Annotated in this window: 28 protein-coding genes and 1 pseudogene; all 29 read left to right on the top strand. The window is 34.6% G+C overall.

Annotation, left to right across the window (positions count from 1 at the left end):
• The first annotated feature begins 124 nt into the window (after positions 1-124).
• Positions 125-298, top strand: a complete 174-nt coding sequence (locus CD112_RS13690) for a hypothetical protein (protein ID WP_170121959.1) — start codon at positions 125-127, stop codon at positions 296-298.
• Between the two features lie 11 nt (positions 299-309).
• Positions 310-564 (top strand): hypothetical protein, encoded by a 255-nt coding sequence (locus tag CD112_RS13210; protein WP_103364463.1) that lies wholly within the window; start codon positions 310-312, stop codon positions 562-564.
• 17 nt (positions 565-581) lie between these two features.
• Positions 582-758, top strand: a complete 177-nt coding sequence (rinB, locus tag CD112_RS13205) for a transcriptional activator RinB (protein ID WP_103364462.1) — start codon at positions 582-584, stop codon at positions 756-758.
• Between the two features lie 130 nt (positions 759-888).
• Entirely contained in the window at positions 889-1074 is a 186-nt protein-coding gene (locus CD112_RS13200; RefSeq protein ID WP_023016051.1) for a hypothetical protein, read from the top strand.
• Between the two features lie 80 nt (positions 1075-1154).
• Positions 1155-1553, top strand: coding sequence for a hypothetical protein (locus CD112_RS13195; protein ID WP_023016050.1), 399 nt, complete (start codon positions 1155-1157; stop codon positions 1551-1553).
• A 178-nt stretch (positions 1554-1731) separates the two neighbouring features.
• Positions 1732-2115 (top strand): hypothetical protein, encoded by a 384-nt coding sequence (locus CD112_RS13190; protein WP_070684441.1) that lies wholly within the window; start codon positions 1732-1734, stop codon positions 2113-2115.
• A 5-nt stretch (positions 2116-2120) separates the two neighbouring features.
• Positions 2121-2486, top strand: a complete 366-nt coding sequence (locus CD112_RS13910) for an HNH endonuclease (protein WP_070626853.1) — start codon at positions 2121-2123, stop codon at positions 2484-2486.
• Between the two features lie 92 nt (positions 2487-2578).
• Positions 2579-3052, top strand: coding sequence for a phage terminase small subunit P27 family (locus CD112_RS13180; RefSeq protein WP_023016047.1), 474 nt, complete (start codon positions 2579-2581; stop codon positions 3050-3052).
• A complete protein-coding gene (locus CD112_RS13175) occupies positions 3049-4752 on the top strand; it encodes a terminase large subunit (protein ID WP_060804546.1) in 1704 nt (567 codons plus the stop codon). The genes CD112_RS13180 and CD112_RS13175 overlap by 4 nt, the downstream gene beginning before the upstream one ends.
• Before the next feature lie 11 nt (positions 4753-4763).
• Positions 4764-4961, top strand: a complete 198-nt coding sequence (locus tag CD112_RS13170; RefSeq protein WP_103364460.1) for a hypothetical protein — start codon at positions 4764-4766, stop codon at positions 4959-4961.
• Positions 4962-4965: 4 nt separating this feature from the next.
• Positions 4966-6222, top strand: coding sequence for a phage portal protein (locus CD112_RS13165; RefSeq protein ID WP_070864596.1), 1257 nt, complete (start codon positions 4966-4968; stop codon positions 6220-6222).
• Positions 6215-6790: an HK97 family phage prohead protease gene (locus CD112_RS13160; protein WP_103364459.1), complete on the top strand. Its 576-nt coding sequence runs from the start codon at positions 6215-6217 to the stop codon at positions 6788-6790. Before CD112_RS13165 ends, CD112_RS13160 begins: the two co-directional genes overlap by 8 nt.
• Positions 6791-6883: 93 nt before the next feature.
• Complete coding sequence (locus CD112_RS13155) at positions 6884-8122, top strand: phage major capsid protein (protein ID WP_103364458.1); 1239 nt, start codon at positions 6884-6886, stop codon at positions 8120-8122.
• A 13-nt stretch (positions 8123-8135) separates the two neighbouring features.
• Positions 8136-8291: a hypothetical protein gene (locus CD112_RS13685; RefSeq protein WP_170121958.1), complete on the top strand. Its 156-nt coding sequence runs from the start codon at positions 8136-8138 to the stop codon at positions 8289-8291.
• 9 nt (positions 8292-8300) lie between these two features.
• Entirely contained in the window at positions 8301-8591 is a 291-nt protein-coding gene (locus tag CD112_RS13150) for a head-tail connector protein (protein ID WP_031262785.1), read from the top strand.
• Positions 8572-8904 carry a phage head completion protein gene (locus CD112_RS13145; protein ID WP_023016039.1) on the top strand — a complete coding sequence of 111 codons (333 nt, stop codon included), beginning with the start codon at positions 8572-8574 and terminating at the stop codon, positions 8902-8904. The genes CD112_RS13150 and CD112_RS13145 overlap by 20 nt, the downstream gene beginning before the upstream one ends.
• Complete coding sequence (locus CD112_RS13140) at positions 8904-9281, top strand: HK97-gp10 family putative phage morphogenesis protein (protein ID WP_060804534.1); 378 nt, start codon at positions 8904-8906, stop codon at positions 9279-9281. Before CD112_RS13145 ends, CD112_RS13140 begins: the two co-directional genes overlap by 1 nt.
• On the top strand, positions 9278-9640 hold the full coding sequence (locus CD112_RS13135; RefSeq protein WP_060804532.1) for a DUF806 family protein: 363 nt from the start codon (positions 9278-9280) through the stop codon (positions 9638-9640). Before CD112_RS13140 ends, CD112_RS13135 begins: the two co-directional genes overlap by 4 nt.
• Positions 9641-9651: 11 nt before the next feature.
• Positions 9652-10338 (top strand): annotated as a pseudogene (locus CD112_RS13130) (major tail protein); the annotation flags it as partial.
• Between the two features lie 95 nt (positions 10339-10433).
• Entirely contained in the window at positions 10434-10880 is a 447-nt protein-coding gene (gene gpG / locus CD112_RS13125; RefSeq protein WP_023016035.1) for a phage tail assembly chaperone G, read from the top strand.
• 59 nt (positions 10881-10939) lie between these two features.
• Positions 10940-11062: a phage tail assembly chaperone GT gene (gpGT, locus tag CD112_RS13120; RefSeq protein WP_103364464.1), complete on the top strand. Its 123-nt coding sequence runs from the start codon at positions 10940-10942 to the stop codon at positions 11060-11062.
• A gap of 17 nt (positions 11063-11079) precedes the next feature.
• Complete coding sequence (locus tag CD112_RS13115; protein WP_103364457.1) at positions 11080-16086, top strand: phage tail tape measure protein; 5007 nt, start codon at positions 11080-11082, stop codon at positions 16084-16086.
• A 1-nt stretch (position 16087) separates the two neighbouring features.
• Positions 16088-17581 (top strand): phage distal tail protein, encoded by a 1494-nt coding sequence (locus tag CD112_RS13110; protein WP_103364456.1) that lies wholly within the window; start codon positions 16088-16090, stop codon positions 17579-17581.
• 15 nt (positions 17582-17596) lie between these two features.
• Positions 17597-22246 carry a phage tail spike protein gene (locus tag CD112_RS14010; protein WP_103364455.1) on the top strand — a complete coding sequence of 1550 codons (4650 nt, stop codon included), beginning with the start codon at positions 17597-17599 and terminating at the stop codon, positions 22244-22246.
• Positions 22233-22400, top strand: coding sequence for a hypothetical protein (locus CD112_RS13680; RefSeq protein WP_159081715.1), 168 nt, complete (start codon positions 22233-22235; stop codon positions 22398-22400). The genes CD112_RS14010 and CD112_RS13680 overlap by 14 nt, the downstream gene beginning before the upstream one ends.
• Before the next feature lie 43 nt (positions 22401-22443).
• Entirely contained in the window at positions 22444-22728 is a 285-nt protein-coding gene (locus CD112_RS13100; RefSeq protein WP_103364454.1) for a hypothetical protein, read from the top strand.
• 437 nt (positions 22729-23165) lie between these two features.
• Positions 23166-23561, top strand: coding sequence for a hypothetical protein (locus CD112_RS13090; protein ID WP_103364452.1), 396 nt, complete (start codon positions 23166-23168; stop codon positions 23559-23561).
• Between the two features lie 47 nt (positions 23562-23608).
• On the top strand, positions 23609-23857 hold the full coding sequence (locus CD112_RS13085; protein ID WP_070626834.1) for a phage holin: 249 nt from the start codon (positions 23609-23611) through the stop codon (positions 23855-23857).
• A 1-nt stretch (position 23858) separates the two neighbouring features.
• On the top strand, positions 23859-24554 hold a 696-nt coding region (locus tag CD112_RS13080), incomplete at its 3' end, for a M23 family metallopeptidase (protein WP_142380815.1).

Raw genomic sequence — 24554 nt, 5'->3', positions numbered from 1 at the left:
TATCTGGACACCAGAGTTAGAAGAGGTCGCTGAATTTGATATACAAAGCACACGTGGTACAAACGGGTTCGGAAGCACAGGATATTAAAGACCTACTACAAAAAGTGAAAGAGGTGTTGGGGAAGTGAGAGAACGAACTAAAATTATATATCGTGGTTGGAATAAAGAAATATTTATTTTGCAAGGCGAGAATATAGGACTTGATGGTGTAAGGCAAATGTTCAACGAGTTCAAAAGATTATATGAAGATTATAGAGTTATTGTCATCCCAGTTGAAATTGATTTTGAATTTAAGTAGGAGTGAGTAGAATGGAAAATTTTTTATTAATATTAATCATAGCATTAACACTATTTCTTTTGTTTCCCGTATCTATTTTTATAATTATTGTCAGCTATGCTATCAAAGAAAAAAGAGAACTTAATAAAGAGCAAGAGCGAATGGAAAGAAGGCATCAAAAATTTAATGAAAAGGTTAATAAAAGGATGGAAGAAGAACGTAAGTATTTAGATGAGAGAAAATTGAAAATACACGTTAGTAAAGGATTAGATAGCCATTTTAAATAACACAGGAAGTGATACTAATGATTAAAACAATATTTAAAATTGTCTTAACGCTTACACTATACGAAGCATCTAAATACATCACTGAACAGCTTATCATTTACCGTACACAGAACGATGATGTGGAAGCGCCTGCAGACTTCGACATACACGATCATATACATCTTAATAATTTAAAAGCAGAGGTGAGTGATTGATGTGCATAGCACTAACCATTCTCTTCGCTCTCCTCTCTCTTGTGCTTTATATGGCGAATCGAGAGTTGAATGAAGAGTTGGAGTTGAGGGATAATATAATAGAAAAATTGATTGAAAGGAATGGAAGAAAATGAATAAGAGAGATTATTACTTAAAGTTAATTAAAAAGATTGAAGGACGTATAGAGTTCTGCGAAGAAGAAGTACAATGTATAGAAAACAGTATTAAAAAGGAACAACAATATTTGAATAAATTAGAAGACGAGTTGAATACACTAGAAGCAGTTAAAGAAGATATCTTCAACAAATTATTATAACGTTAGGTTATCACACATCGCGAAAGTTATAATAAAATGTTATGATTGACGTATACATTATTCATCAATGGAGGTTATACATGTATACGCCAACCGAAGTAAAACAATTGATTACAGATTATCATTGGATGCGCAGATTGATTGATCATCAAGTATATGAGTATGATAGTACATCTATCGGTCAATATGGTATTGAGTCATCAATGCCTAAAGCTCAAGGGACTACAGGTAACAAAGTTTTAGTAAGGGTTATACAGAATGATAAAGATAGACGTAAGACACAAGACCTTATAGATAAGGTGACGTTTATCGATAAGTATGAACATCTGATTACTAACGATAAGAACTATCATATTTTACAGTTACTCAAACAAGGAGAAAGTATAACCGCTATTGAAGTGTTTATGAAGTCCAGCAGAAAGAATATATATAGCAGAATAAATCAGATAGTAGATGTATATATGAAAGTGCAAGGGTAACAGAATACACAGATTACACACTTTACACAGATTACACACTGTTTTGTTTAGCTGAATTAATTTTATATAATTGAGTTACAACAATATTATCAATTTGCAAAGACACGTGCGATCAATACTATATTATAACTGAGGCACATCACTAACGTGGTGTGTCTCTTTTATTATGAGGTGAACAATGGAATTTAATAAGTATCAGTCTCTAAAGAAACCTAAAGAGAAACAGCATCATATACTGCATCTGATGACAACAGTAGGTAACATTGCTGATGTATATAACAATAATATTGAAAATATAGGTAATGAAGAACTTACAGTTATGTTAGGAGAAGTGTTAGAAGATTTAACAGCGTTAGCTACATTGAATAACATAACGCTAGATACAGTCGCTGGTATCAATATAAATAGTTATCAACCTAACATGCATAACCTAATTGATGTAGGAGATACTGTTACGTATGAGAAAGAAAGATATATTGTACATGATGTTATTGGTAATCAATTGTTGATTGCTAACAGAGATAAAGACTTAGTAATTGATATTAATTCATTAAGAAGGTGAAAGCAATTGGGATAATGCGTAGATGTAGTCACCCAACATGTAATACGTTGATAAGCCACAATGAAACATATTGCAACAAGCATAAGACTTATATTAATGGTAAATACAATGATTTGAGACAAAGAAATGACCCAGAATACTTAAGGTTTTATAAATCAAAACAATGGCAGAACATGAGGGAACTTGTGATGATAGATAATCATTACTTGTGTAGACAATGTGGAAGGCAAGCAAATGTTGTTGACCATATCATACCAACAAAAATAGATTGGTCGAAAAGATTGGAAAAAGAAAATCTTCAACCATTATGCAATGAATGCCACAATAGAAAAACGAAAAGAGAACAAAGTGAAGTCCCCCACAGGAAATAACGGGGTGTAATATTAAACTACTCGAGAACGAGGCAGAGTTTTCTTCTCAAAAAATTCCCTTTATCTAGAAATTTTATTAGGAGGTGCTAAATTTGGCTGGTAGACCTAAAAAATTATTGATGAATTCCAATAAAAATTATACAAAAGAAGAAATTATCGAAAAAGAACGACAAGAAACACAGTTGAGTAAATTCTCCAAAATAGATTCTACACCACCAAGCTTTTTAGATGAAATTGCAAGAGAGGAATACTTACGGATTATCCCTCATATGCAAGAATTACCAATTTCTAACTTAGATAAAGGTCAAATTGCACAATATTGTAGTTTCTATAGTGATTTTGTAAAAGCAAGTTTAATTTTAGAAAAAGAAGAACTAATGATTGAAGACACACGAGGTAATATGAAGATCAATCCCGCTTTCAATGTAAAAGAGAAGGCGGGTATTCGTATGCAGCAAACAGCCAACACATTAGGATTAACTATTGATAGTAGACTGCGAATAGTTGTTCCTGAAGAGGAAGAAGAGGACGACCCATTTGCACAATTTGCGAGTGATGCTCAATGATAGATTTTGTAACACTATACGCTAAGAAAGTTGTTAGTGGAGAAATCTTAGCAAGTAAGAAAAATATAGCAGTGGCTCAAAGACACTTAGATGATTTGAAAAATGCTCCATTAGATTGTTATTTCGATGTTGACCAAGCAAATAAAGCTATTAAATTTATAGAAATGCTTCCTGATCCTAAAACAAATCAACCTATGCCTTTAATGCTATTTCAAAAGTTCATTGTAGGTAGTATATATGGATGGCGTAGACGCGGTGGTTTCAGACGTTTTACGAAAGCTTATATTAGTATGGCAAGAAAACAAGGTAAGTCATTAATTGTCTCAGGTATGTCACTGAATGAATTGTTATTTGGTCAATATCCTAAATATAATCGTCAAATATATGTATCATCTTCGACGTATAAACAAGCACAGACGATTTTTAAAATGGCAAGTCAACAAATTAAATTACTACGTTCTAAAAGTGATTTAATCCGTAAATCTACAGAAGCGCGTAAAACAGACCTTGCGCATATAACATCAGAGAGTGTGTTTGAACCGCTTTCTAATAATCCAGATGCGGTTGATGGTAAAGACCCTACCGTTGCGATTTTAGATGAATTGGCCAGTATGCCGGATGATGAGATGTATTCAAGGTTTAAAACAGGTATGACGCTTCAAAAGAATCCCCTTACTCTCTTAATATCTACAGCAGGTGATAATTTAAATAGTCAAATGTATCAAGAGTATAAATACATCAATAATATTTTATCTGGAGAGGTGAAAGCGGATAATTACTTCGTATATTGTGCAGAAATGGATTCAGAAGATGAGGTAAATGATGAATCTTTATGGATTAAAGCAATGCCTTTGTTGGAATCAGATGAACATAGGGATACAATTCTTCGTAACATTAAAGCGGATATTCAAGATGAGTTAGAAAAAGGGACATCATTCCATAAAATACTAATTAAAAACTTCAATCTTTGGCAAGCTAATAAAGAAGATAGCTTAATAAACATCCGAGAGTGGGAAAATGCGGAAATTGAGAAAGACGTATCAAAAATATATGGAAGCGATGTTTATATTGGGGTTGACCTTTCAAGGTTAGATGATTTAACCAGTGTAGGTTTCCTATTTCCGCAAGAAGATAAAACAATGTTGATTGATAGTCACTCATTTATAGGTTTACGAACTACATTAGAGCAAAAATCAAAAAGAGATAAGATTGACTATCAAAAAGTTATTCATAATGGAGAGGCAGAAACAACCCGTTCACCTTCTGGAATGATTGATTATCGACAAGTTATTGAATTTATTGCAGATATCATAGACAAATACAATCTCAATGTTAAAGCTGTTTGTTATGATCCTTGGAATGCACAATCTTTTATCACTACCCTAGAAACAATGATGATTGATTGGGATTTAATTGAAGTAGGCCAAAACTTTAAACAACTTTCACAGCCCATAAAAGAATTCAGAATGTGGATAGCTGAAAGGCGATTAAAACATTTTGGTAATGACTTGCTAACAATAGCAGTGAATAACGCAGTATTAGCTTTTGATTACGAAGATAATGTGAAAATTGATAAACGTATCAACAGACAAAAAATTGACCCTATTATTTCAATAATCACAGCATTTAGTGAAGCACGTATGCATGAATTTGAGATTGATTGGTCATCTATTTATGAAAGTGCTGAATTTGGTTTCTAGGTGGTGAGTAAATGAATTTTAATAAGATATATAAATTTTTAAAATTGCTAATTGTTAATATCGTCAGTATCTTATTTTTAATAGGTTTAAATGTGGTTAATATTGCAATGTATATCGGCTTTGGTTTAGTTTTCGGATTAATTGCTACAGGTTTAACTTTGATTCTGATTGCGTTAATTATCGATCATGAGTCTAAAGAAAGGGGGTAAATAAGTGGGTATTTTCTATAAAACAGAAAAACGAGATTTACAGTACAACGAAGAAGACTTGCAAATGATGGTTAGTACATTGCCAGGATTTCAAGGGAGTAATATTCGTGAATATGCGTCTGTTGATGCTATTAAACACAGCGATGTATTTACTGCTGTCACAATGATTGCATCTGATTTGGCTCGTATGCCCATCAGGCTAATGGAAAACAGAGAAATAGATTATAATAATCGTATTACTCACTTGTTGAATACAAGACCAAATGCAGTCTATAACGGCTATATCTTTAAATTAGTTGTGTTTATCAATGCACTATTAACATCTCATGGTTATGTAGAAATTATCAGAGATAAATTGGGGTTACCAGAAGCGTTAGTTTTTAGAAAAACATCAGAAGTTCAATTGAAAGTATCAGATGGTGGTTATTATTATTATAAATTTAGAACAATCACTGAAAATGGAAAGATGATTGAACGAAAAATTAATTTTGATGATATGTTAGATATAAAATTTTACTCATTAGATGGTATTAATGGTTTATCTTTATTAGATACACTCAACAAAACCATTGATGCAGATAATAATGGTAAAGATTTTCTTAATAATTTCCTGAGAAATGGTACACATGCAGGCGGTATTCTTAAAATGAAAGGTGTATTAAATGATAAGAAAGCAAGAAACCGAGCAAGGGAAGAATTCCATAGAGCTTTCAGTGGTACTAAACAGGCAGGTAAGGTTGTTGTTCTAGATGAATCAATGACATTCGATCAACTTGAGGTAGATACAGAGGTTTTGAAACTTATTAGAGAAAATAAGTCGTCTACTCGAGAGATTGCCGGAGTATTTGGGATACCCCTTCATAAATTTGGTGTAGAAACAACTAATATGAGTATCACAGATGCTAATTTAGACTATTTATCTACATTAAAACCTTATACAACATGTGTATGTGCAGAATTAAACTTCAAGTTTAATGATGAAATCACAGATGATTTTAAAGAGTTTATCTTTGACACTACTGAAATTCGTGTGGTAGATGAAAAAACACAAGCAGAAATAGATAAAATCAACTTGGATAGTGGAAAAACAAATATTGACGAAATTAGAAAGCGTGATGGCTTACCACCTATTCCTGGTGGACACGGCAGTATTCATCGTGTTGACTTAAACCATGTGAATATCAGTCTGGTAGATGAGTACCAAATGAATAAATCGAAAGGTACAGACAACAAACTGAAAGGTGGTGAACAAAATGGATAAAGAAATCAGAATAGGCGTTGTTGATGAGGTAAGGACTATTGATGACCAAAAAATGATTATTGAAGGTTATGCGTTAAAGTTTGATACATGGTCAGAAGATTTAGGTGGTTTCAAAGAAACAATCTCTAAAGAAGCATTAAGAAACACAGACTTATCTGATGTACGTTGTTTAGTCGACCATCAACCATCGCAAATCATTGGAAGAACAAGTGCTGGTACCTTAGCACTTCGAGTAGATGATGTTGGATTAAAATATCGTTGTGAGTTACCTAATACAACATTCGCACGTGATTTATACGAAAATATGCGCCTTGGTAACATAAATCAATGTTCATTTGGTTTTATGTTAGATAAGAAAGGCGATGAACTGCGTTATGATGAGCAAGAAGGTATTTATAAACGTACTTTAAAAAGCATCAGTCAATTAACTGATGTATCGGTGGTTACTTATCCAGCCTATAAAGATACTGATGTTAAACCAGCAATTAGAAGTATAGAGAATTTTGAACGAGAAAAACGCAAGTTCAAACTTAGAAACAAAATTAATGAATATGCTAATCAAAAATAATATTCGGTGAAGTTGAACACCATAAAAAATACAACCTAGGACATGTCTATAAGATGATGTCTTTTTTTATTATTAAATATTGGAGGTTCTATAATGAATAAAAAACAAAAACTACAAGCATCGATTAAAGATGCACAACGTCAAATTGACCTAAAAGTAAAAATCGCTACGCGTGCGTTAGATAATGATGAGTTGGAGAAAGCAGAACAACTTGAACAGGAAATTGTAGAATTACGCAAAAAAATTCAAGAAAAAGAAGATGAATTATCTAAAATTAAAGAAGATGATGATAATAAAAGTAACGAAGGAAATACAGAACCAAGTCAAACTGAAGGTAATGCGAATGTACGTTCAATGGGTAAATATGGTAATGTTTTCGATTTAGCTATTCCTGGGCAACAAACACAAGTAACTTCACAAGAAGTTAGGGATTTCCAAAATTATCTTGAAACTCGAGATGACATTCAAGGTGGATCATTAAAAACAGATTCTGGTTTCGTTGTCATTCCAGAAGAAATTGTGACTGATATTTTAAAACTTAAAGAAGTTGAATTTAACTTAGATAAATATGTAACAGTTAAGAAAGTTAATAATGGTTCTGGAAAATATCCAGTTGTACGACAATCAGAAGTTGCAGCGTTACCAGAAGTTGAAGAACTTGCTGAAAATCCTGAGTTAGCAGTTAAGCCATTCTTCCAACTGGCATATGACATCAAAACACGCCGTGGTTATTTCCGAATTTCACGTGAAGCAATTGAAGATGCGAAAGTCAATGTGCTACAAGAATTAAAATTATGGATGGCTCGTACGATTGCGGCAACACGAAACCAAGCTATTATTGATGTAATCCAGAATGGAGGACCAGGAGAAAATGGAGACAGTACAAAATTACGTTCTGTAGAAGCAGCAGGTATCGATGGCTTAAAAGATGCAATTAATTTAAATGTGAAACCTAACTATGAACATAATGTGGCGATTGTATCACAAACATTGTTTGCTAAGTTAGACAAGTTGAAAGACAAAAATGGTAATTACTTAATTCAACCGGATGTTAAAGAGAAAACACAACAACGTTTGTTAGGTGCTAAAGTAGAGATTTTACCTGATGAAATGTTAGGAGATTCTGGAGCGGAAACGTTAATTATTGGTAACTTAAAAGATGCTATTGTGTTATTTGATCGTTCACAGTACCAAGCTCAATGGACAGACTATATGCACTTCGGTGAGTGCTTGATGGTTGCTGTTCGTCAAGATTGCCGTATCTTAGATTATAAAGCAGCAGTGGTTGTTCACTTTAAAAATGAAGCAACTGAAGAAGTACAAACTTTATAAGGAGGAATAGAACATGGCTAAATATAAAGTGAATCAAGCATATATTGATAAAGAATTAAAACGTACCTTGCAAAAGGGTGAAGAAGTAGAAATGACTGTGAAACGTGCAAATGAAGTTAACAAAAATGGCAAACCTAAAAATGGTATGTTAACTAGAATTGATAACTAGAGGTGAAGTGTGGTGGACTTAACACTTTTAAAAAAGCATTGTAAAATCGACCACAATTCTGAAGATGACTTGCTAGAAGAATACTACACTTGGGCGAAATACGATATAGCTGATGCAGTTACAGATGATATAGAGTGGTTGGAGGAACAACCGTTGTTTAGAGCGGCTGTATATCCTTTGACCGCTTATTATTTTGAAAATCGTATTGCTTTTGAAGAACGAGATTTGAATTATGCGCCACATATGGTTCTAAGTGTAGTTCATAAGTTGAGGGATGCATATGAAATTCAATTCAAATAGATTAAACGAGCGGGTTACTTTTTGTGAAGACATAAGTAAATCTATTAACGGCTTACCACAAAAACCTGTCCCACAAGAATTATATAGTTGTTATGCAGCCATTCAAGACGCGAGAGAATCAGACACACAAACAAGTATCAGTACAGGATCTAAATTTATTAAAACTATTATCATTAGAGATCCTCGTGGTGAATATAAGCCAAATAACAAGCACTATGTGTTACATGAAGGTGAAAGGTATGACATTATTTATGTAAAGAAGGATTATCAAGATAAAGCTTTCATTCGAGTATATTGTGAGGTTATTTTATAATGCCTGCTAAAATTGAAAAAAATGACATTGAGCAAGGTCTTGTTAGAAAGCAGCTTGAATTTAATGCTAAGCAAAATCAAGTGTTAAGAGAAGCAGCTCAAGCGTTAGTACCTGAATTAGCTAGAACCACTCCCGTCAGCGATAGAAAAAAACATGCAAAGAGTCACGTAACTATTTCTAATGTAAGGACTGATAAAAACAGTTATGAAAAGTACATTGTTGTAGGTTACGAAAAAGGTTATTCACATCGTATACACGCAACAGAGTTTGGAACCATGTATCAACGTCCGCAATTATGGATTACTAAGACAGAGAAAAACAATAGACAACTCGTTTATCGAAAGATGTTAAGTGCCATGAAGAAGGTGATTAAATGAGTATAACCGAATTAATCTATAATGAAATCATTAAAGATGAGCGGATTACTATAAAAGATAATGTTTTTAGGTATGTAGTACCTCAAAACTTTCATACACAGACTAGTAAACCAATTGTTAGGATATTTCCTTTGCCTTTTAATCCTGAAGAATATGCTGACAATGAAGAAATGACTAGAGAATACGATGTTCAAGTAGATATTTGGTGGTCTGAAAATGAGCCAAGCGAGCAAGCTGAACGAATTGCAAAAAGATTAAAGGAATTAGATTTTAAATCATATTATAGAGAACCCTTGTACGAAGTAGAAACAATGACGTTTCGTGAAATAATTCGTGCAAATGGTTCTCTTTTTATTTAGGAGGAATTTTTATGGAAAAATTAAAGTTAAATTTACAGCATTTTGCAGAAAAGGATACAGGAGTTTCCGGTATTGCAATTGGTGTTACAAATTTCTATTGGGCGCCTATTGTTAAAGATACAAGTGAAAACTGGGAAGTAAAACCAGGTTCTCGTACACGTTTCTTGAAAGAAATCGAAGTTGACCGACCACAAGAAGTGGAAGAAGAATATGGAGATAATATGGTTGCAGCAACTGCTGTTTCTAACGGTAAATTATCAGTTAAAACAACTTTCGTTTCCATCCCTGCAGATCAAAAAGCTTTCTTATCCGGTGCTAAAAAAGGTGACGGAGGATATAAATACGGAGCGAATGATATTCCACCAGATGTAGCGGTAGTATTCGAGCGTACAAACCATGATGGCTCATCTGAATGGGTGGGACTATTTAAAGGTAAATTTACGCGTCCATCATTATCAGGACAATCAAAACAAGATAAGGTTGAATTCCAAAATGATGAAGTTGAAGGTTCATTTGTAGACCGTTTATATGATGAATCATCGCATGTGACTGGTTATGATGATAAAGGTTCTACAAAAGGTCGCGACTATGTTTTCTTAGAAACATTCGGAAAAACTTATGAAGATTTTATCAACTCATTAGCACCAAGTGAAAGTGAAACAGTTGTTAAGTCAATGAAAGATAGCACATCACCAGAGGACTCAGAAGAATTACAATCACTATAAAACTTTAAGAGGGGAATTCCCCTCTTTTTTTAATGAAAAATTTAAAATCAGAAAGAAGGAATATAATTATGACAAGAGCATCAATTGAACTTATTACAGGATATACAAAAACAGGTAAACCACAGACTAAAAAATACTTAGCAAAGCCGATGATGTCACTTTTTGACACAATTCAAGGTTCAAAGTTATCTACAAAACTAACAAAAACGTTTAAACAACCGGATTTTGAAGATTTAACACAAGAGGAATTTGACAAGTTGAGTGAAACAGAACAAAAAGAATATCAAGCTAAAGTTGAAGAGTATCAAGAATTGGTTTCAGAACAATTTGAAGTTTTAGATGAAGTTACAGCATTTGTAGCAGAAGGATTTGATAACCAATTCACATCAGAGGAGTTGCAAAAAGGTATTCCAGCAGGTGCTGAAGGTCTTAATACTTTAGTTAATGTTTTAGAAACACTTATTTCAGGAGATTTAGACGATACAAAAAAGTTCGTGACAGAGAAGAAGAAATAAACCCTGAAGATTTGACTCCTGAAGGCAGATATAACAACTATATGAAGCTTGCAAAAAAGTTGATTGAAGATGGTATGGATGCTGAAAAAGTAGCAAATATACCTATTCATTTCTTTTTAGAAATTGTGAGCAGCAAAGTGGAAAGCAAGAAAAAAGCAAAAAGCTTTGCAGATATTTTTTAAAGAAAGGAGGTTAGTGTATGGGGAACCCAATAGGTAATATGGTCATAAGAGTTGATTTAGATGGCTCAGGTTTTAATAAAGGAATGGCCGGATTAAATCGACAAATGCGCATGGTATCTCGTGAAATGAGTGCTAATTTATCAAAATTTGGTCGTTATGATCAATCTCTTGAAAAATCTAAAGTTAAAGTAGAGGGGTTAACTAAAAAACAGCGTGTACAAGCTCAAAAAGTAAAAGAGTTAAAACAAGAATATGACAAATTATCTAAAGAAACTGGGGAAAATAGCGCGAAAACTCAAGCAGCAGCTGCAAAGTATAATGAAGCATACGCCGAATTAAATAAGTATGAAAGAGAACTGAAAGAAGCAACTGAAGAATTGAGAGCTCTTGAACGACAACAACAAGCTATGAATACTACTATGGGAAAGATAGGTAGTAAGTTCTCTGAAATAGGACCTAAATTCCAAGAAATAGGTCAAAAAATGCAATCTGTAGGACGTAGCATGTCTATGTATGTTACTGCTCCTATTGTTGCAGGTTTTGGTGCTGCTGCTAAAAAGAGTATTGATTTTGATGATTCAATGCGAAAAGTGAAGGCTACATCTGGTGCTACTGGTTCAGAATTCCAACAATTAAGAGATAAAGCCCTTGAAATGGGAGCTAAAACTAAATTTAGTGCATCTGAATCAGCAGAAGCTCTTAACTATATGGCCTTAGCCGGCTGGGATACCAAAGATATGTTAGGCGGTATCGATGGTGTTATGCAATTAGCTGCTGCCTCTGGGGAAGATTTAGGACAAGTGAGTGATATCGTTACTGACTCGTTAACAGCATTTGGTATGAAAGCTAAAGATAGTGGACGATTTGCAGATGTATTAGCACAGACAAGTTCTAAAGCTAATACCGATGTACGTGGTTTAGGTGAAGCGTTCAAATATGCTGCTCCAGTTGCAGGCGCATTGGGATATACTGTGGAAGATACATCTATAGCTATCGGTTTAATGTCCAATGCTGGGATTAAAGGTGAAAAAGCCGGTACAGCATTACGTACCATGTTTACAAACTTAGCTAAACCAACAAAAGCTATGCAAAACAAGATGGAAGAGTTAGGTATATCTATTACTGATAGTAACGGTAAGATGCTTCCTATGCGTGATGTAATGGATCAGTTGCGTGATAGGTTCAAAAACTTATCAAAAGACCAACAAGCAAGCGCAGCTGCAACTATCTTTGGTAAAGAAGCAATGAGTGGTGCATTGGCTGTTATTAATGCTTCAGATGAGGACTACAAAAAGTTGACTAAGTCTATTGATAATTCAACAGGTGCAGCTAAACGAATGTCGGATGAAATGGAAGGCGGAATTGGTGGTTCAATCCGTCAAATGAAATCCGCTTTAGAATCTTTAGCTATAAGTATCGGAGATGTGTTAGCACCTCACATTAAAAGAGCGGCAGAAACTTTAGGTAATTTAGCGCAAAAGTTGTCAGATTCTCCTGGTTGGGTTAAGACTGCAATAGTAAGTGTTGGTTTATTTGCTGCAGCATTAGGACCAGCTATTCTTGTTACAGGGATGTTTACATCTGCAATAGGTAGCATTATGACTACTTTAGGTCCTGTGATGACAGGCATAGCTAAAGCTGGTGGAGTAATGAATTTCTTAGGAAACAAAGCGCCGTTTGCTGCTAAAGGCTTGACTTTAGTAGGTGGAGCTTTTAAATTCATGCTTGGTCCAGTAGGTTTAGCAATTGCAGCAATAGTAGCAATCGGTACAGCATTTGTAATTGCTTATAAAAAATCTGAAACATTCAGAAATATAGTTCACTCTGTAATAGATCCAGTGATGAATGGCCTAAAAAAGATGTGGGATGTTGCTAACCAAATATTTAATGCTTTAGGAAGTTTATTATCTGGTAAAACATTACCAACAGTGGATTTATTATCCAAGATTATGCCTAAAGAAACTGCTAGAAAAGTGACCGTTACTTTAATGCAAATTAGACAAGTATTTATAGACGCTTTTAAAGGTATTTGGTCATATATACAAGAAATAGGTAAGAAGTTATCTGATTTTTGGAAGGAAAATGGAGATACTATCATCCAAGCATTAGCCAATATTTGGAGTGTCATATCGACTGTCTTTATAGAGATTAAGAACTTTTTATGGCCTATTTTACAAGAGTTAGGCGGTCTTGTTCAAACTATATTTATGAATGTTATAGTTCCAATTATCAAAATAGCAATGGGAATTATATGGAATGTAATGAAGTTTTTATGGCCACTAATCAAGATATTAATCGTTGATACTTGGAATAATATCAAAAATATTATCAATGGAGCTTTGGATATCATTTTAGGTATTGTTAAGATATTCAGCGGACTATTTACTGGCCAATGGAAGCAAGTTTGGAATGGTGTTAAACAAGTATTCAGTGGTGCATTAACGCTTATATGGAACCTTATTCAACTTTGGTTCATCGGTAAAATACTTAAAGTAGTTAAGATATTCAGCGGACTATTCAAAGGTGTTATAAGTTCTGCTTTTAAACATATCAGAAGTGTAATAAGTACAGTACTGAAGTTTATTTGGTCTATTATCAGCACGATTTTCAAACGGATATTAAGTATCACTAAAACAATTTTTGGTGCTGTGGCAAAATTCATTAAGTATATATGGAATGGTATAAAAAATGCCGTCGTCGGAGCAGTTAAATTTATTTATAACGGAGTTAAACGTTACTTTACCGCATTAAAAAATACTGTGAACAAAATATTTACTGCTGTAAAAAGTTTTATCGTCAAAACATGGTCAAATATTAAGAACACAGTTGTAAAATACGCTAAAAGCTTATGGTCCGGCGTACGTAATACATTTAATGCTTTATCTAAAGGTGTTCGTAATATTTTTAGTCGCTTACGCAGATGGTTATCAGATACTTGGAGAAATATCAAGAACACAGTAACTAGATACGCCTCACAGTTATGGGCATCAGTCAAGAAGACTTTTAATAATTTATACAATGGTACTCGTAACATAACTAACAATGTTAAGAGGAAAGTTACAGGCATCTGGCAAGGAATAAAGAAATCTGTAACTGGTATTGCTAGTGCGTTATGGTCATCAGTTAAGAAGACTTTTACAAATATGCGTGATGGATTATCTAACATCATTGGTAAAATTAAAGATCATATCGGTGGAATGGTAAGTGCTATCAAAAAAGGTTTGAATGGTCTTATCAAGGGCTTAAACTGGGTAGGTTCTAAGTTGAGCTTGCCTAAAATACCTAAATTATCAACTGGTACACAAAGAATTAATCGCCACGTTAGAACAACATCTGATGGTCGATTAAAAGATGGCACTATGGCTATTGTGGGTGATAGAGGACCGGGTAACGGAAAAGGTAAAGACGGTCGTCGTGAATTAATACAGTATCCTAATGGACGAATGGCTATGACGCCAGCAAAAGATACAATGACATGGTTGCCAAAAAATTCAAGAGTAATAAGTGGTAGCATGAGACAACGTTATGAAGAGGCAGAAGGTGCAGGTATGGCGCCTAGATTTAATTTAGGTACGATTCCTAGACTTAGTACAGGTACTTGGTTTGGCAACGCTAAAGATTGGGTTGGAGATAAACTGAAAGGTGCCGGTAAAGTTGTTGGCAATAGTGCAAAATGGCTCTCTGAAAAAATCGGAGATGTTATGGACTACATGGACGAACCAGGAAAATTACTTAACAAAGTGCTTTCTATGATGGGTATTGACTTTAGTTCTCTTACAAAAGGTATGGGTATCGTTGGAGATATTACACGTGCTGCATGGAAAAAAATAAAAAAAGGAGCACTAGATTGGATTAAAGGTGGGTTTGAGGCTCAAGCAGGAGATGGATCTGTTTTCGATGGTTTTAGAATTTTACAACCTTATTCAGCACCACCTAAACCACCTAATCCCAATTATCCATTTAATGGCGGTGTGCATCATGGTGTAGATTATGATACACCAGTTGGCACACCTATTCGTACACCGATGGCCGGTCGAGTTAGAAGTTGGTACGATAACTACGGTGGCGGTAATGCTATCACTGTTTCAAAAGGTAAAACATTTTTATGGTTCATGCATCTTAGTAAGCAACTTAAGAAGACAGGAGAACAAGTTAAAGCAGGACAACTTATTGGTAAATCAGGTAACACGGGTTCAATGACTAATTATCGACATCTTCACTTCCAAGTCAATCAGGGCGGAGAATCCAACAGTAACTCTGTAGAACCGCTTAGCTGGTTAAAGAAAAATGGTAAAGGTATCGGCGGTAAATCAGGAAAATGGAATGGCAATATTCGACAAGCATTAAAATTAGCCGGTTTGCCTACATCTCAAGCATACGTAAATGCGTGGGCGAGACAGATTCAAACGGAATCAGGTGGAAATGCTAAGGCTATCGGTGGTACTGATGGTTTAGCGGACGGTCGTGCAATGGGGCTTGTGCAAGTTAAACCTGGTACATTTAATGCTTTTAAATTACCAGGACATGGTAATATCATGAATGGTCTAGATAACTTAATTGCTGGTATGCGTTATGCAAAAGCTAGATATGGAGGTAGTATATTATCAGTAATAGGTCGTGGACATGGGTATGCGACAGGTGGACTCGTCCACAATGGCTTATATCATTTAGGCGAAGAAGGGTACCCTGAATGGATAATACCTACTGACCCAAAACGAGCAGATGATGCAGCTAAATTACTTGCATTGGCTAATAAGGATATTAGTAAAAACAAACGTCCTAGCCAATTGAAAAGTGTCAATAACCTTTCTGATGATGGTCATACAGTGAGTGTCTTAGAGAAGAAAATGGATAAAGTAATTGGTTTGCTTGCTAGATTGGTTAGTGCTGGTGACACAATTGCAGATAAGGATTATGAACCAGTCATTGATAAATACGCACATAAACAACAAGTTTTTGACGCAATAGATGATTATAATAGACAAAAACAAAGACATAGAAGGTTTAATCCTGGAGGAGTTTAAAATGCTAGATACAATAAAAGTTAATAATAAAACAATTCCATGGTTAGTAGTAGAAAGAGGGTTTAAAATACCCTCTTTTAATTTTGAAATAGAAACTGAAGATGTACCGGGAAGAAAAGGTTCAGTTTTTAAAAAGAGAGAGGTGAAAGGTTATGAATTTGACTTACCTTTAATAGTAAGTAATGAACATCTCTCACACGGTGGAATGAAAAAACACGATGATATTTTAAATGAGATAGTACGTTTCTTTGATTATGATTATGAAGTTCCATTACAATTCATGACACAAGATTGGTACTGGAATGCTTTTTTTGAAGGTCCTGTAGAAATTGATAAGACACCTAGAGGAGTATTGTCATTTGTTATAAAGGTTGTTTTGGTAGACCCATACAAGTATGCAGCAACCGGCAACTACAACACTGCTATATCAGACCAAGTGTCTATTGTGAATAGCGGTACAGCTGATACACCCGTCACAATAGAAGCGAGGGCATTAAAAAATGCTAACTTCTTCCAAATTGCCAAAGGCGATGAGGACTATTTTATGATTGGTGACGATGATGTAGATAAACCACTCAATGACTATTCACCACTCATTTTAGGTGATGAATTGCGCGTGTTTAAAGGCTGGAATAAACAAGATGCCAAAGACTTCACTGATAACCATACAGGCGGTGACGTTGGTGGTGCTTTCAGTCAATCTTCAAGCAAGGAGTCATTCTACCTAAACACAGAAAGCGTAACGGGTAGTGGTTGGCAGGGCGCTATGTATAAACGTAGCTTTGTCAATTATGCGAGCGCTCAAGACTTTTCAACGACTGTTAAGTTTGGCCTAAACCAACGTCGTAAAGGCGCAGTACACTTCGCACAGTACCTCTACGATACAGACGGACGAGTGATCGCTTCAATTGGTTACAGTAATCCTAACGCCAACTCAAACACAGGACGTATCATTGTTACACTGTTTAACCAAAATGGCGACCAAGTTAAGATATACGACTATAAAAACAATCCTAGCTTATACAACATGGATGAGTTTGTGGTCTATATTAAGTTGGAACGTCGTAGCAATCAATTTAAAATAAAAACCTGGAAATATAGAGAGATTCCTTATCCGTTAAGAAAAATCGCGTTTGATCAGCATGAAAAAATTTATATGGATAGCGGTAAATTCTACACACGACCTATTGCTTCGTTATCTTTATATTCTGCTAAGAATGGTAATAATCCAGTCATGCCGCTATATATTTTCGGTACTTATACGAGAGAGCTATTGCCTAAACCTAAAGGGGCAAGAGATATGATTATCAAAAAAGGCGATGAAATTTTGATTGATATGCGTAATCATAATGTATTAGTAAATGAAGAGCCTTTTTTATCTGAAAAAACTTTTGGTTCTAACTATTTCAATATAGAAAAAGGGCATACAGAATTAATTATCTCACCGTTAAATACATTTGATACAACGGTTCGTTGGCAAGATAGATATTTATAGAAAGGAGGTTGCAATTTGCTGCATATTTTAGACTATGAAGATAAAATTATAGACTTTATTTCCGAAGATGACGCATCAATTATTAACGCAAAACATAACCGTGATATTAATAATCGCTCAGAAACGTTTGACTTTACAATACTGTCAGAACGAGCTATAAATATGCAAAAGAATTATAGAGTCATTATTCAAGATAGCACTGGTCAGTATAGAGAATTTATTATCGAACATATTTCACAAGATATGGATGGATATACTGAAATAGAAACAACAGCTTCATATTTAGAAGATATAACCGGTGCGCCTCCTTATGCACCAGGGAGCTTTGAGAAAAAGACAACCACAGAAGCCTTATATGATGTATTGAAAGATACGGGATGGCAAGTATCAGAAGCTACTGAATATGGGGGTATACGTACGACATCATGGACTGGTTTTCATACACGTTACGATATACTGGTGCAATTGTGTACGACTTACGATATGATAGTTGATTTTTATATCGAGTTAGGTAGTAATACAGTTGATGGTCGCTACGTTGTGCTGCGTAAGCGAAATCCTATATTTCAAGGTAAAGAAATAGTTAAAGGTAAAGACTTAACTGGTTTAAAGCGAATTGTTGATATGAGCGAAGTTAATACCGCATTATTATGTGTGGGTCCTGAAAAAGAAGATGGTTCACGTATTACTTTAACCGTCAAAGATGATGAAGCCCAAGCGCAATTTGGATTGCCAGGAAGATATATTTGGGGTATCTATGAACCTGAAACTGAAGATGAGAATATGACTGAAGCACGATTACGTTCATTAGGTACAACTGAATTGAACAAACGTAAAAAAGAAAAAATTAGTTATGAAGTAACATCTCTAGATATAAAGGAATACCAACCACATGAAGTTGTTCATATCGGCGATATGGTACGTATCAAAGATAGAGATTTTACGCCTCCGTTGTATTTAGAAGCTGAAGTAATCGCTGAAGATTATGACATGGTTACTAAAGAATCAACATATTCCTTTGGCGAGTATAAAGAATATCGTGAAGATGATTTACGACAAGAGTTTTATAAGCATCTTAGTAATATTAGACAACGAATGAATGATAACTTCAGCAATGTAAATACTATTGTTAGGGAGACCAACAGTCAATTACAGTATTTCGAAAAGAAAATTATTAAGTCGCAAGATGCGCCGGAAAATCCAGTCAATGATATGTTGTGGTTAGACACAAGTAATCCTAAAGTAGCAGTGTTACGTAGATACTGGAACGGACAGTGGATAAATGCGACTGCCGAAAAAGCTGATGATATTGACGCAGTTACACGCGAGAAAGCTTTGTACGATGATTTAAATAACACATTTATAAACTTGAACATTCAACATAGCAAGTTATTAAGCGAAGTGTATGAAGTTATAGACAGTGAATACCTTGTCGATACTGCATTGAAACAACAGGTGCAACAAAATTTAGATAATACAATCAATGTCTATCATGCAATCGAGACAAATCTTAAAAGTATGACACCGGAAACAGCGACAATCGGAAAACTTGTTGATACACAAGCACTGTTTTTAAAATATCGCGAATTGCTGCAAACACTGTATAACTCATTAGAAAACGCTAAGATTGCAATAGATGATCGCTTCAAATTACTGCAATCTCAATACACAGATGAGAAATTCAATGATGCAATGTCTAAAGTAGCTGAAGGCATCGGCGGCACATGGAACGCTGAAACAGGTCAATTACTTGCAGATATTCCAAGTCAACAAGAATTAGAAGACGCGTTGAAAACCTATATTAACGGCCAAGACGCCGCATTAAAGCAGCTTATTGACGGTGAAGTCAACAGCAAGATAACACAAACTAAGAATGAATTAAGCAGCAACATCAGCGCAGTGAGTGCTAAGGTAGACGGCATTCAAGTAGGTGGACGCAACTTGTTACCTACTTCTTATGATTATTACAATGTCACCGGTTTGTATGGCTACATTAAAGTAAGCGATGACAACACACAAAAAGTCATAACAATTACAGATAATGACAAAACTATTGATATGTCTGGAGTATTCTTTGGTTTTACAAAAAATGGTTATGACGCAAACGCAGGTGTACGTTGGGAACATTCAGCAGGAAAATTGATACGAAATTTTGATAACGATGTATCGTTGAAAAATTATAATTTCTTTTCATTTTTTCCTAAAGACAAAGCTACATTGGATAAGATATTCAAGCGGTATAAAATCAAACTTGAAAAAGGTACGATTGCGACTGATTACACAGTAGCGCCGGAAGATACTGAAGAAACAATTACAACAGTCCAAACAAGATTTAATAATGACATAAAACAACTGCAAGACGGTATCACATTAAAAGCTGATAAGACAGAGTTAACAACGATGTACGACACAAATATCAAGCCACTAGAAACACAAGTCGATGAGCAAAAATCTCAATTAGATATATTACCTGCACAAATAAATAGTAAAGTATCACAATCTACTTATGACGCAGATGTAAATAATATAGTGTCACGATTGGATAGCGCAGATACTCAACGCCAACAATTAAGCAATGCGATCAATGACCGTGTCACTATCAAAGAATATACAGATAACAAGACAGCGACTACCAATCAAATTAATTCGGCGGTTAATAATTTGCAGGTCGGCAGTAGAAATTTATTAGAAAACAGTGCAAATATTAAAAAGGCTATAAATGATACTTCGAACAATTATAATCAGTATTGGGCTACTTTAATCACAAGTGCACATAGCAAATTACAGCTGGGCGAAACCATAACAATCAGCTTCGATGTTCAAATGGAACGCGGTGAAATACTAAGAGTATATGATACTTTAACCAACTTTGATTTCATGTTTGGAGAAAAGGTATTTAAAAATATCGGCAATAAAAAACAAAGGCTGTCATTCACTTTACCATTAGTATCAACAACTAAAACGGGTACATTATGGAATTTGAGTTTTTACAACAATAACAACGGAGACCGTTTTGCAATTGAAAATATCAAGATAGAAAAAGGAAATAAAGCAACGGACTGGACACCTGCACCGGAAGATGTCAAAGCAGATATTGATAAAGCAAAAGCAGAAACTGATAAAACGCTTAGTGTTATGCAAACACAGATTAATCAGAATGGTACTGACATCAATGCACGTGCAACAAAAGAAGAGTTTAATGCAAGCAGAAAAACCCTGTCAAAAGTAGTCAGTGATTTAACTGTCAATACAACAACCGGCCTTACATTGTCTTATGATGAAAACGGCAATATCACATCAAGTACAGTTGGCCCCGATGGCATTATGTTGAAGGGTGACCGTGTCAATATCAATGTGAACAAAGATTTTCAAGTGTTAGCTGGTAATGTAAATAATAAGGTCGGTAAAGATGAAATCATTAATCGTTTAAACTTATCACCAGAAGGTTTAGACATCAATGTAAATAATTTAGGTATACGCGGCGGGGACACTACAAATTATTTATCAATCAAGAATCAAGAAATATTATCCCGTGGTACATTCACAAGGACATGGGGCGGCGTAACTGATACACCTAGTGCAGAAATTGGAATTAAAGATGGATATATTCTTTCCAGAAATAAAAAAACAGGATATAACCTTTATATGACTGAAAAAGGACTATCCACAATGATGTCCGGCGGCGTCGGTTCAGAACAAGCTGGTGCATTAGAATTTCATTACGATTTATTTAATGATAATTCACGTGGTGTGCGCCTTTCGTCTACTTATGGAGTTGTATTCCTGCACTCTGAAAATAGTCGTATCTATACTCGATCCAGATATACAACAAATATTGAAACTTGGGAAGCATCTGTATATATTCGACCTCAAGTTTATTCTCGTCCAGGTACTAACGAATTCAGTTTTTACCTCAAAGATAATGACAATGCTAAAGATACGGATGGTACATTGCTATTCGGTGAAATCTATGACGATAAAGGTCAAGCAGGTTCAGGACTAAGGTTTAAAAAAGCGGGTTTTTCAGGACAAACTGAAGGAGATTATGAACCCGTCGTATACGCTACAGATAAATTTGGAAATATTGGAACAGGTAGTTTTCACGCAAGAAACTTTTATGGAGATTTTCAATCACGTAGTGGATATTTATATCTTAAAGCAAATAACCGAGTTCGTATCACAGATTACAAAGGTTATAACGACGGCAATCCTAACTATGTAGACTTGCAGTGCAGATGGATACAATCAGAAAGTATCCGTACAACAAGCACCAACTTTTATATCGGTACTTCAACAGGCGAAGTAAGAATTACTAACAACTTACTTTATAATGGTGGAGATATTGGTTATAAAGATATACGTTTCAAAAACTATGTAGCAATGTCATCAGAGAGATATAAATATGATATTAAAGAGTGGAATTATAGTGTGCTTGATGCATACCGCAATGATCTAAAATTATATTCTTATAAAAACAAATCTGAAAAAGAGGAAGAATATGTTCGTGACCATCACGGTATTATTATTGAAAGAGAAATACCGATTGAATGGAGACATCGTGATGGTTTTGATGGCAATGAAGTGTTGTTTTGGAATACTAAAGCAATTCAAGAATTAGTAAAAAAAGTAGATGAATTGGAGGAACAAATAAATGAATCAAAATAAGCAATTACAAGCAGATCCAAACAAGGTAATTAACAACTTATTGAACAGAATCACTGAGTTGGAAAAAGATAATGCAATTTTGTTCGCACTGTATCAAGAGGAATTAGAAAACAAACAAAATACTGAAGAAAATGACCGTGGTGTAAGTGAGTAACTTATACCGCTATTTTTATACAAAATTTTAGGAGGAATTTATTATGGAAAAAATTAAGGAATTTTACTTAGTGGAAGTCAATAAATACGGAGAAGAAAGTCCATTAATGCAGAATTATTCAAATGGCTTTGTTAGAGAAGCCTCACCTAACACTGCTTATAAATTTCAAGAAAAAGAACAAGTGATGCAAGCTTGTAAGGTTCAAAATATGCTTGCTACTATTTTGAACAATGGGACTAAAACTTATTTTGTGGAACAAAATATTGAACGTGAGATGTTTGATGAGCATGGTGAAGTATATGTAAAAGGCGAGGTGCAAGAGGTATAGCCTCTTTCCCTATCTTTTTTAGAAAGCAGGTGAATGGATGAAAAAGCTGAATCTATCAGAGATGATAGCAAGCACCCTATTATTCGGAACAGGGTTATTCACGTTGTGGAGAGGGTTGTTCTGGACAATTGAGCAAGACTCGATTTTAGGCGATTCTGCTTTTTATAGAGAATTACACAACCTGTTACCGATATGGATATGGGGTGTGTTGTTTTTACTTTCAGGCATATTATTAATGTGTGCAAGTTATTTACTACCTAAACAAAATCGAAAAAGTTATTGGCTAATCACAATCGGAAGTCTTATATCATTCGTTATGTATTTTATTATAACAAGTGCAAGTGTTTACAACGCAATTAATTGGTTATCTCCTATTCAATTCGCTACATTGTCGGGCATCTATTTAGTCCTGACATTTTTCGGGGGTTTCGAAATTTATGCCGGACGAAGATAAATATGTACTTAGACATGAATGGGAAAGAGCGAATCGTAATATAGATGGGAAGATTAATGAAGTAGATAACAAGCATATAGTATTGCATAACGATTTAAAACTACTGGTTACACGATTAAATGATAGTAACGATGCATTAATTAAAAGCCAATTAACTACAAATAAAACTTTGGAGAAAATCAATGATAACCTTATAGGGTTTAACGATCGTATCAAAGATATTGAACATACTTCTGATACAACAGTAAAAAGATTGGATTCGATTGAAAACTTTGTATCTGAAAGGCAAAAAGGAAATATGCAGATATGGGTTGCAATCATTGGTGCTATATCTACTGTGCTAGTAGGCGCATTAGGATTTGCAGCAACTTTTTTCTAAGTCGGCGCACTGCGTCGGCTTTTTACTATTTCAAAGGAGTGAATTAAATGGAAGATAAAATCAAACAATTCATCGGTTTAATCGGTGGTTTTCTCGGGGCATTATATCTTGCACTAAACACAAGTGGAATCAGCGCGGAATGGATTAATCCTCAAAAAGTAGATGCATGGATTAATGTGATCAATACTGGATTACCCCTCGCATTAGTATCATATGGAGTATGGAAGAATACATTTATTATTAAAAAATCAGCGCGTGACCAAGAAAAGTATTTAAAGGAGAAAGGGTTGAAATAGGATGCTAACTGCTATTGATTACCTTACTAAAAAAGGTTGGAAAATTTCATCCGACCCACGCACTTATGATAATTATCCTAAAAATTATGGATATAGAAATTATCAAGAAAATGGAATTAATTATGATTCGTTTTGTAATGGTTACCACAGAGCATTTGATTTGTACTCTAATGCAACTAACGACATCCCTGCAGTAACTAGCGGTACAGTAGTCACTTCTGAAACACATGGTAATTTTGGAGGCACAGTGGAAATCAGAGATGCCAATGGTAACGATTGGATTTATGGCCACTTGCAACGTAATTCATTACGATTCTCAAAAGGCGATAAAGTCAATCAAGGCGACATAGTTGGATTGCAAGGTTCATCCAACTATTATGATAATCCTATGAATGCACATCTTCATTTACAATTACGTCCTAAAGGAACAGATTTAAATGATGAGAAAGCAGAAGTATGCAGTGGATTGCCAATTGAAAAATACGATATTAGTAAGCTGAATGCAAAACAAGATAAATCTAAAAACGGAAGTGAGAAAAAATTGAAACATATTTATTCTAACCATATCAAAGGTAATAAAATTACAGCACCAAAGCCAAGTGTTCAAGCCGTGGTTATCCATAATGATTACGGAAGTATGACACCTTCTCAATATTTGCCATGGTTATACGCACGTGAAAATAACGGTACACATGTT

Origin of the sequence: Staphylococcus simulans, assembly GCF_002902285.1 — a bacterium.
Classification (GTDB): domain Bacteria; phylum Bacillota; class Bacilli; order Staphylococcales; family Staphylococcaceae; genus Staphylococcus; species Staphylococcus simulans.
This window is presented reverse-complemented; position numbering and strand designations above follow the sequence as displayed.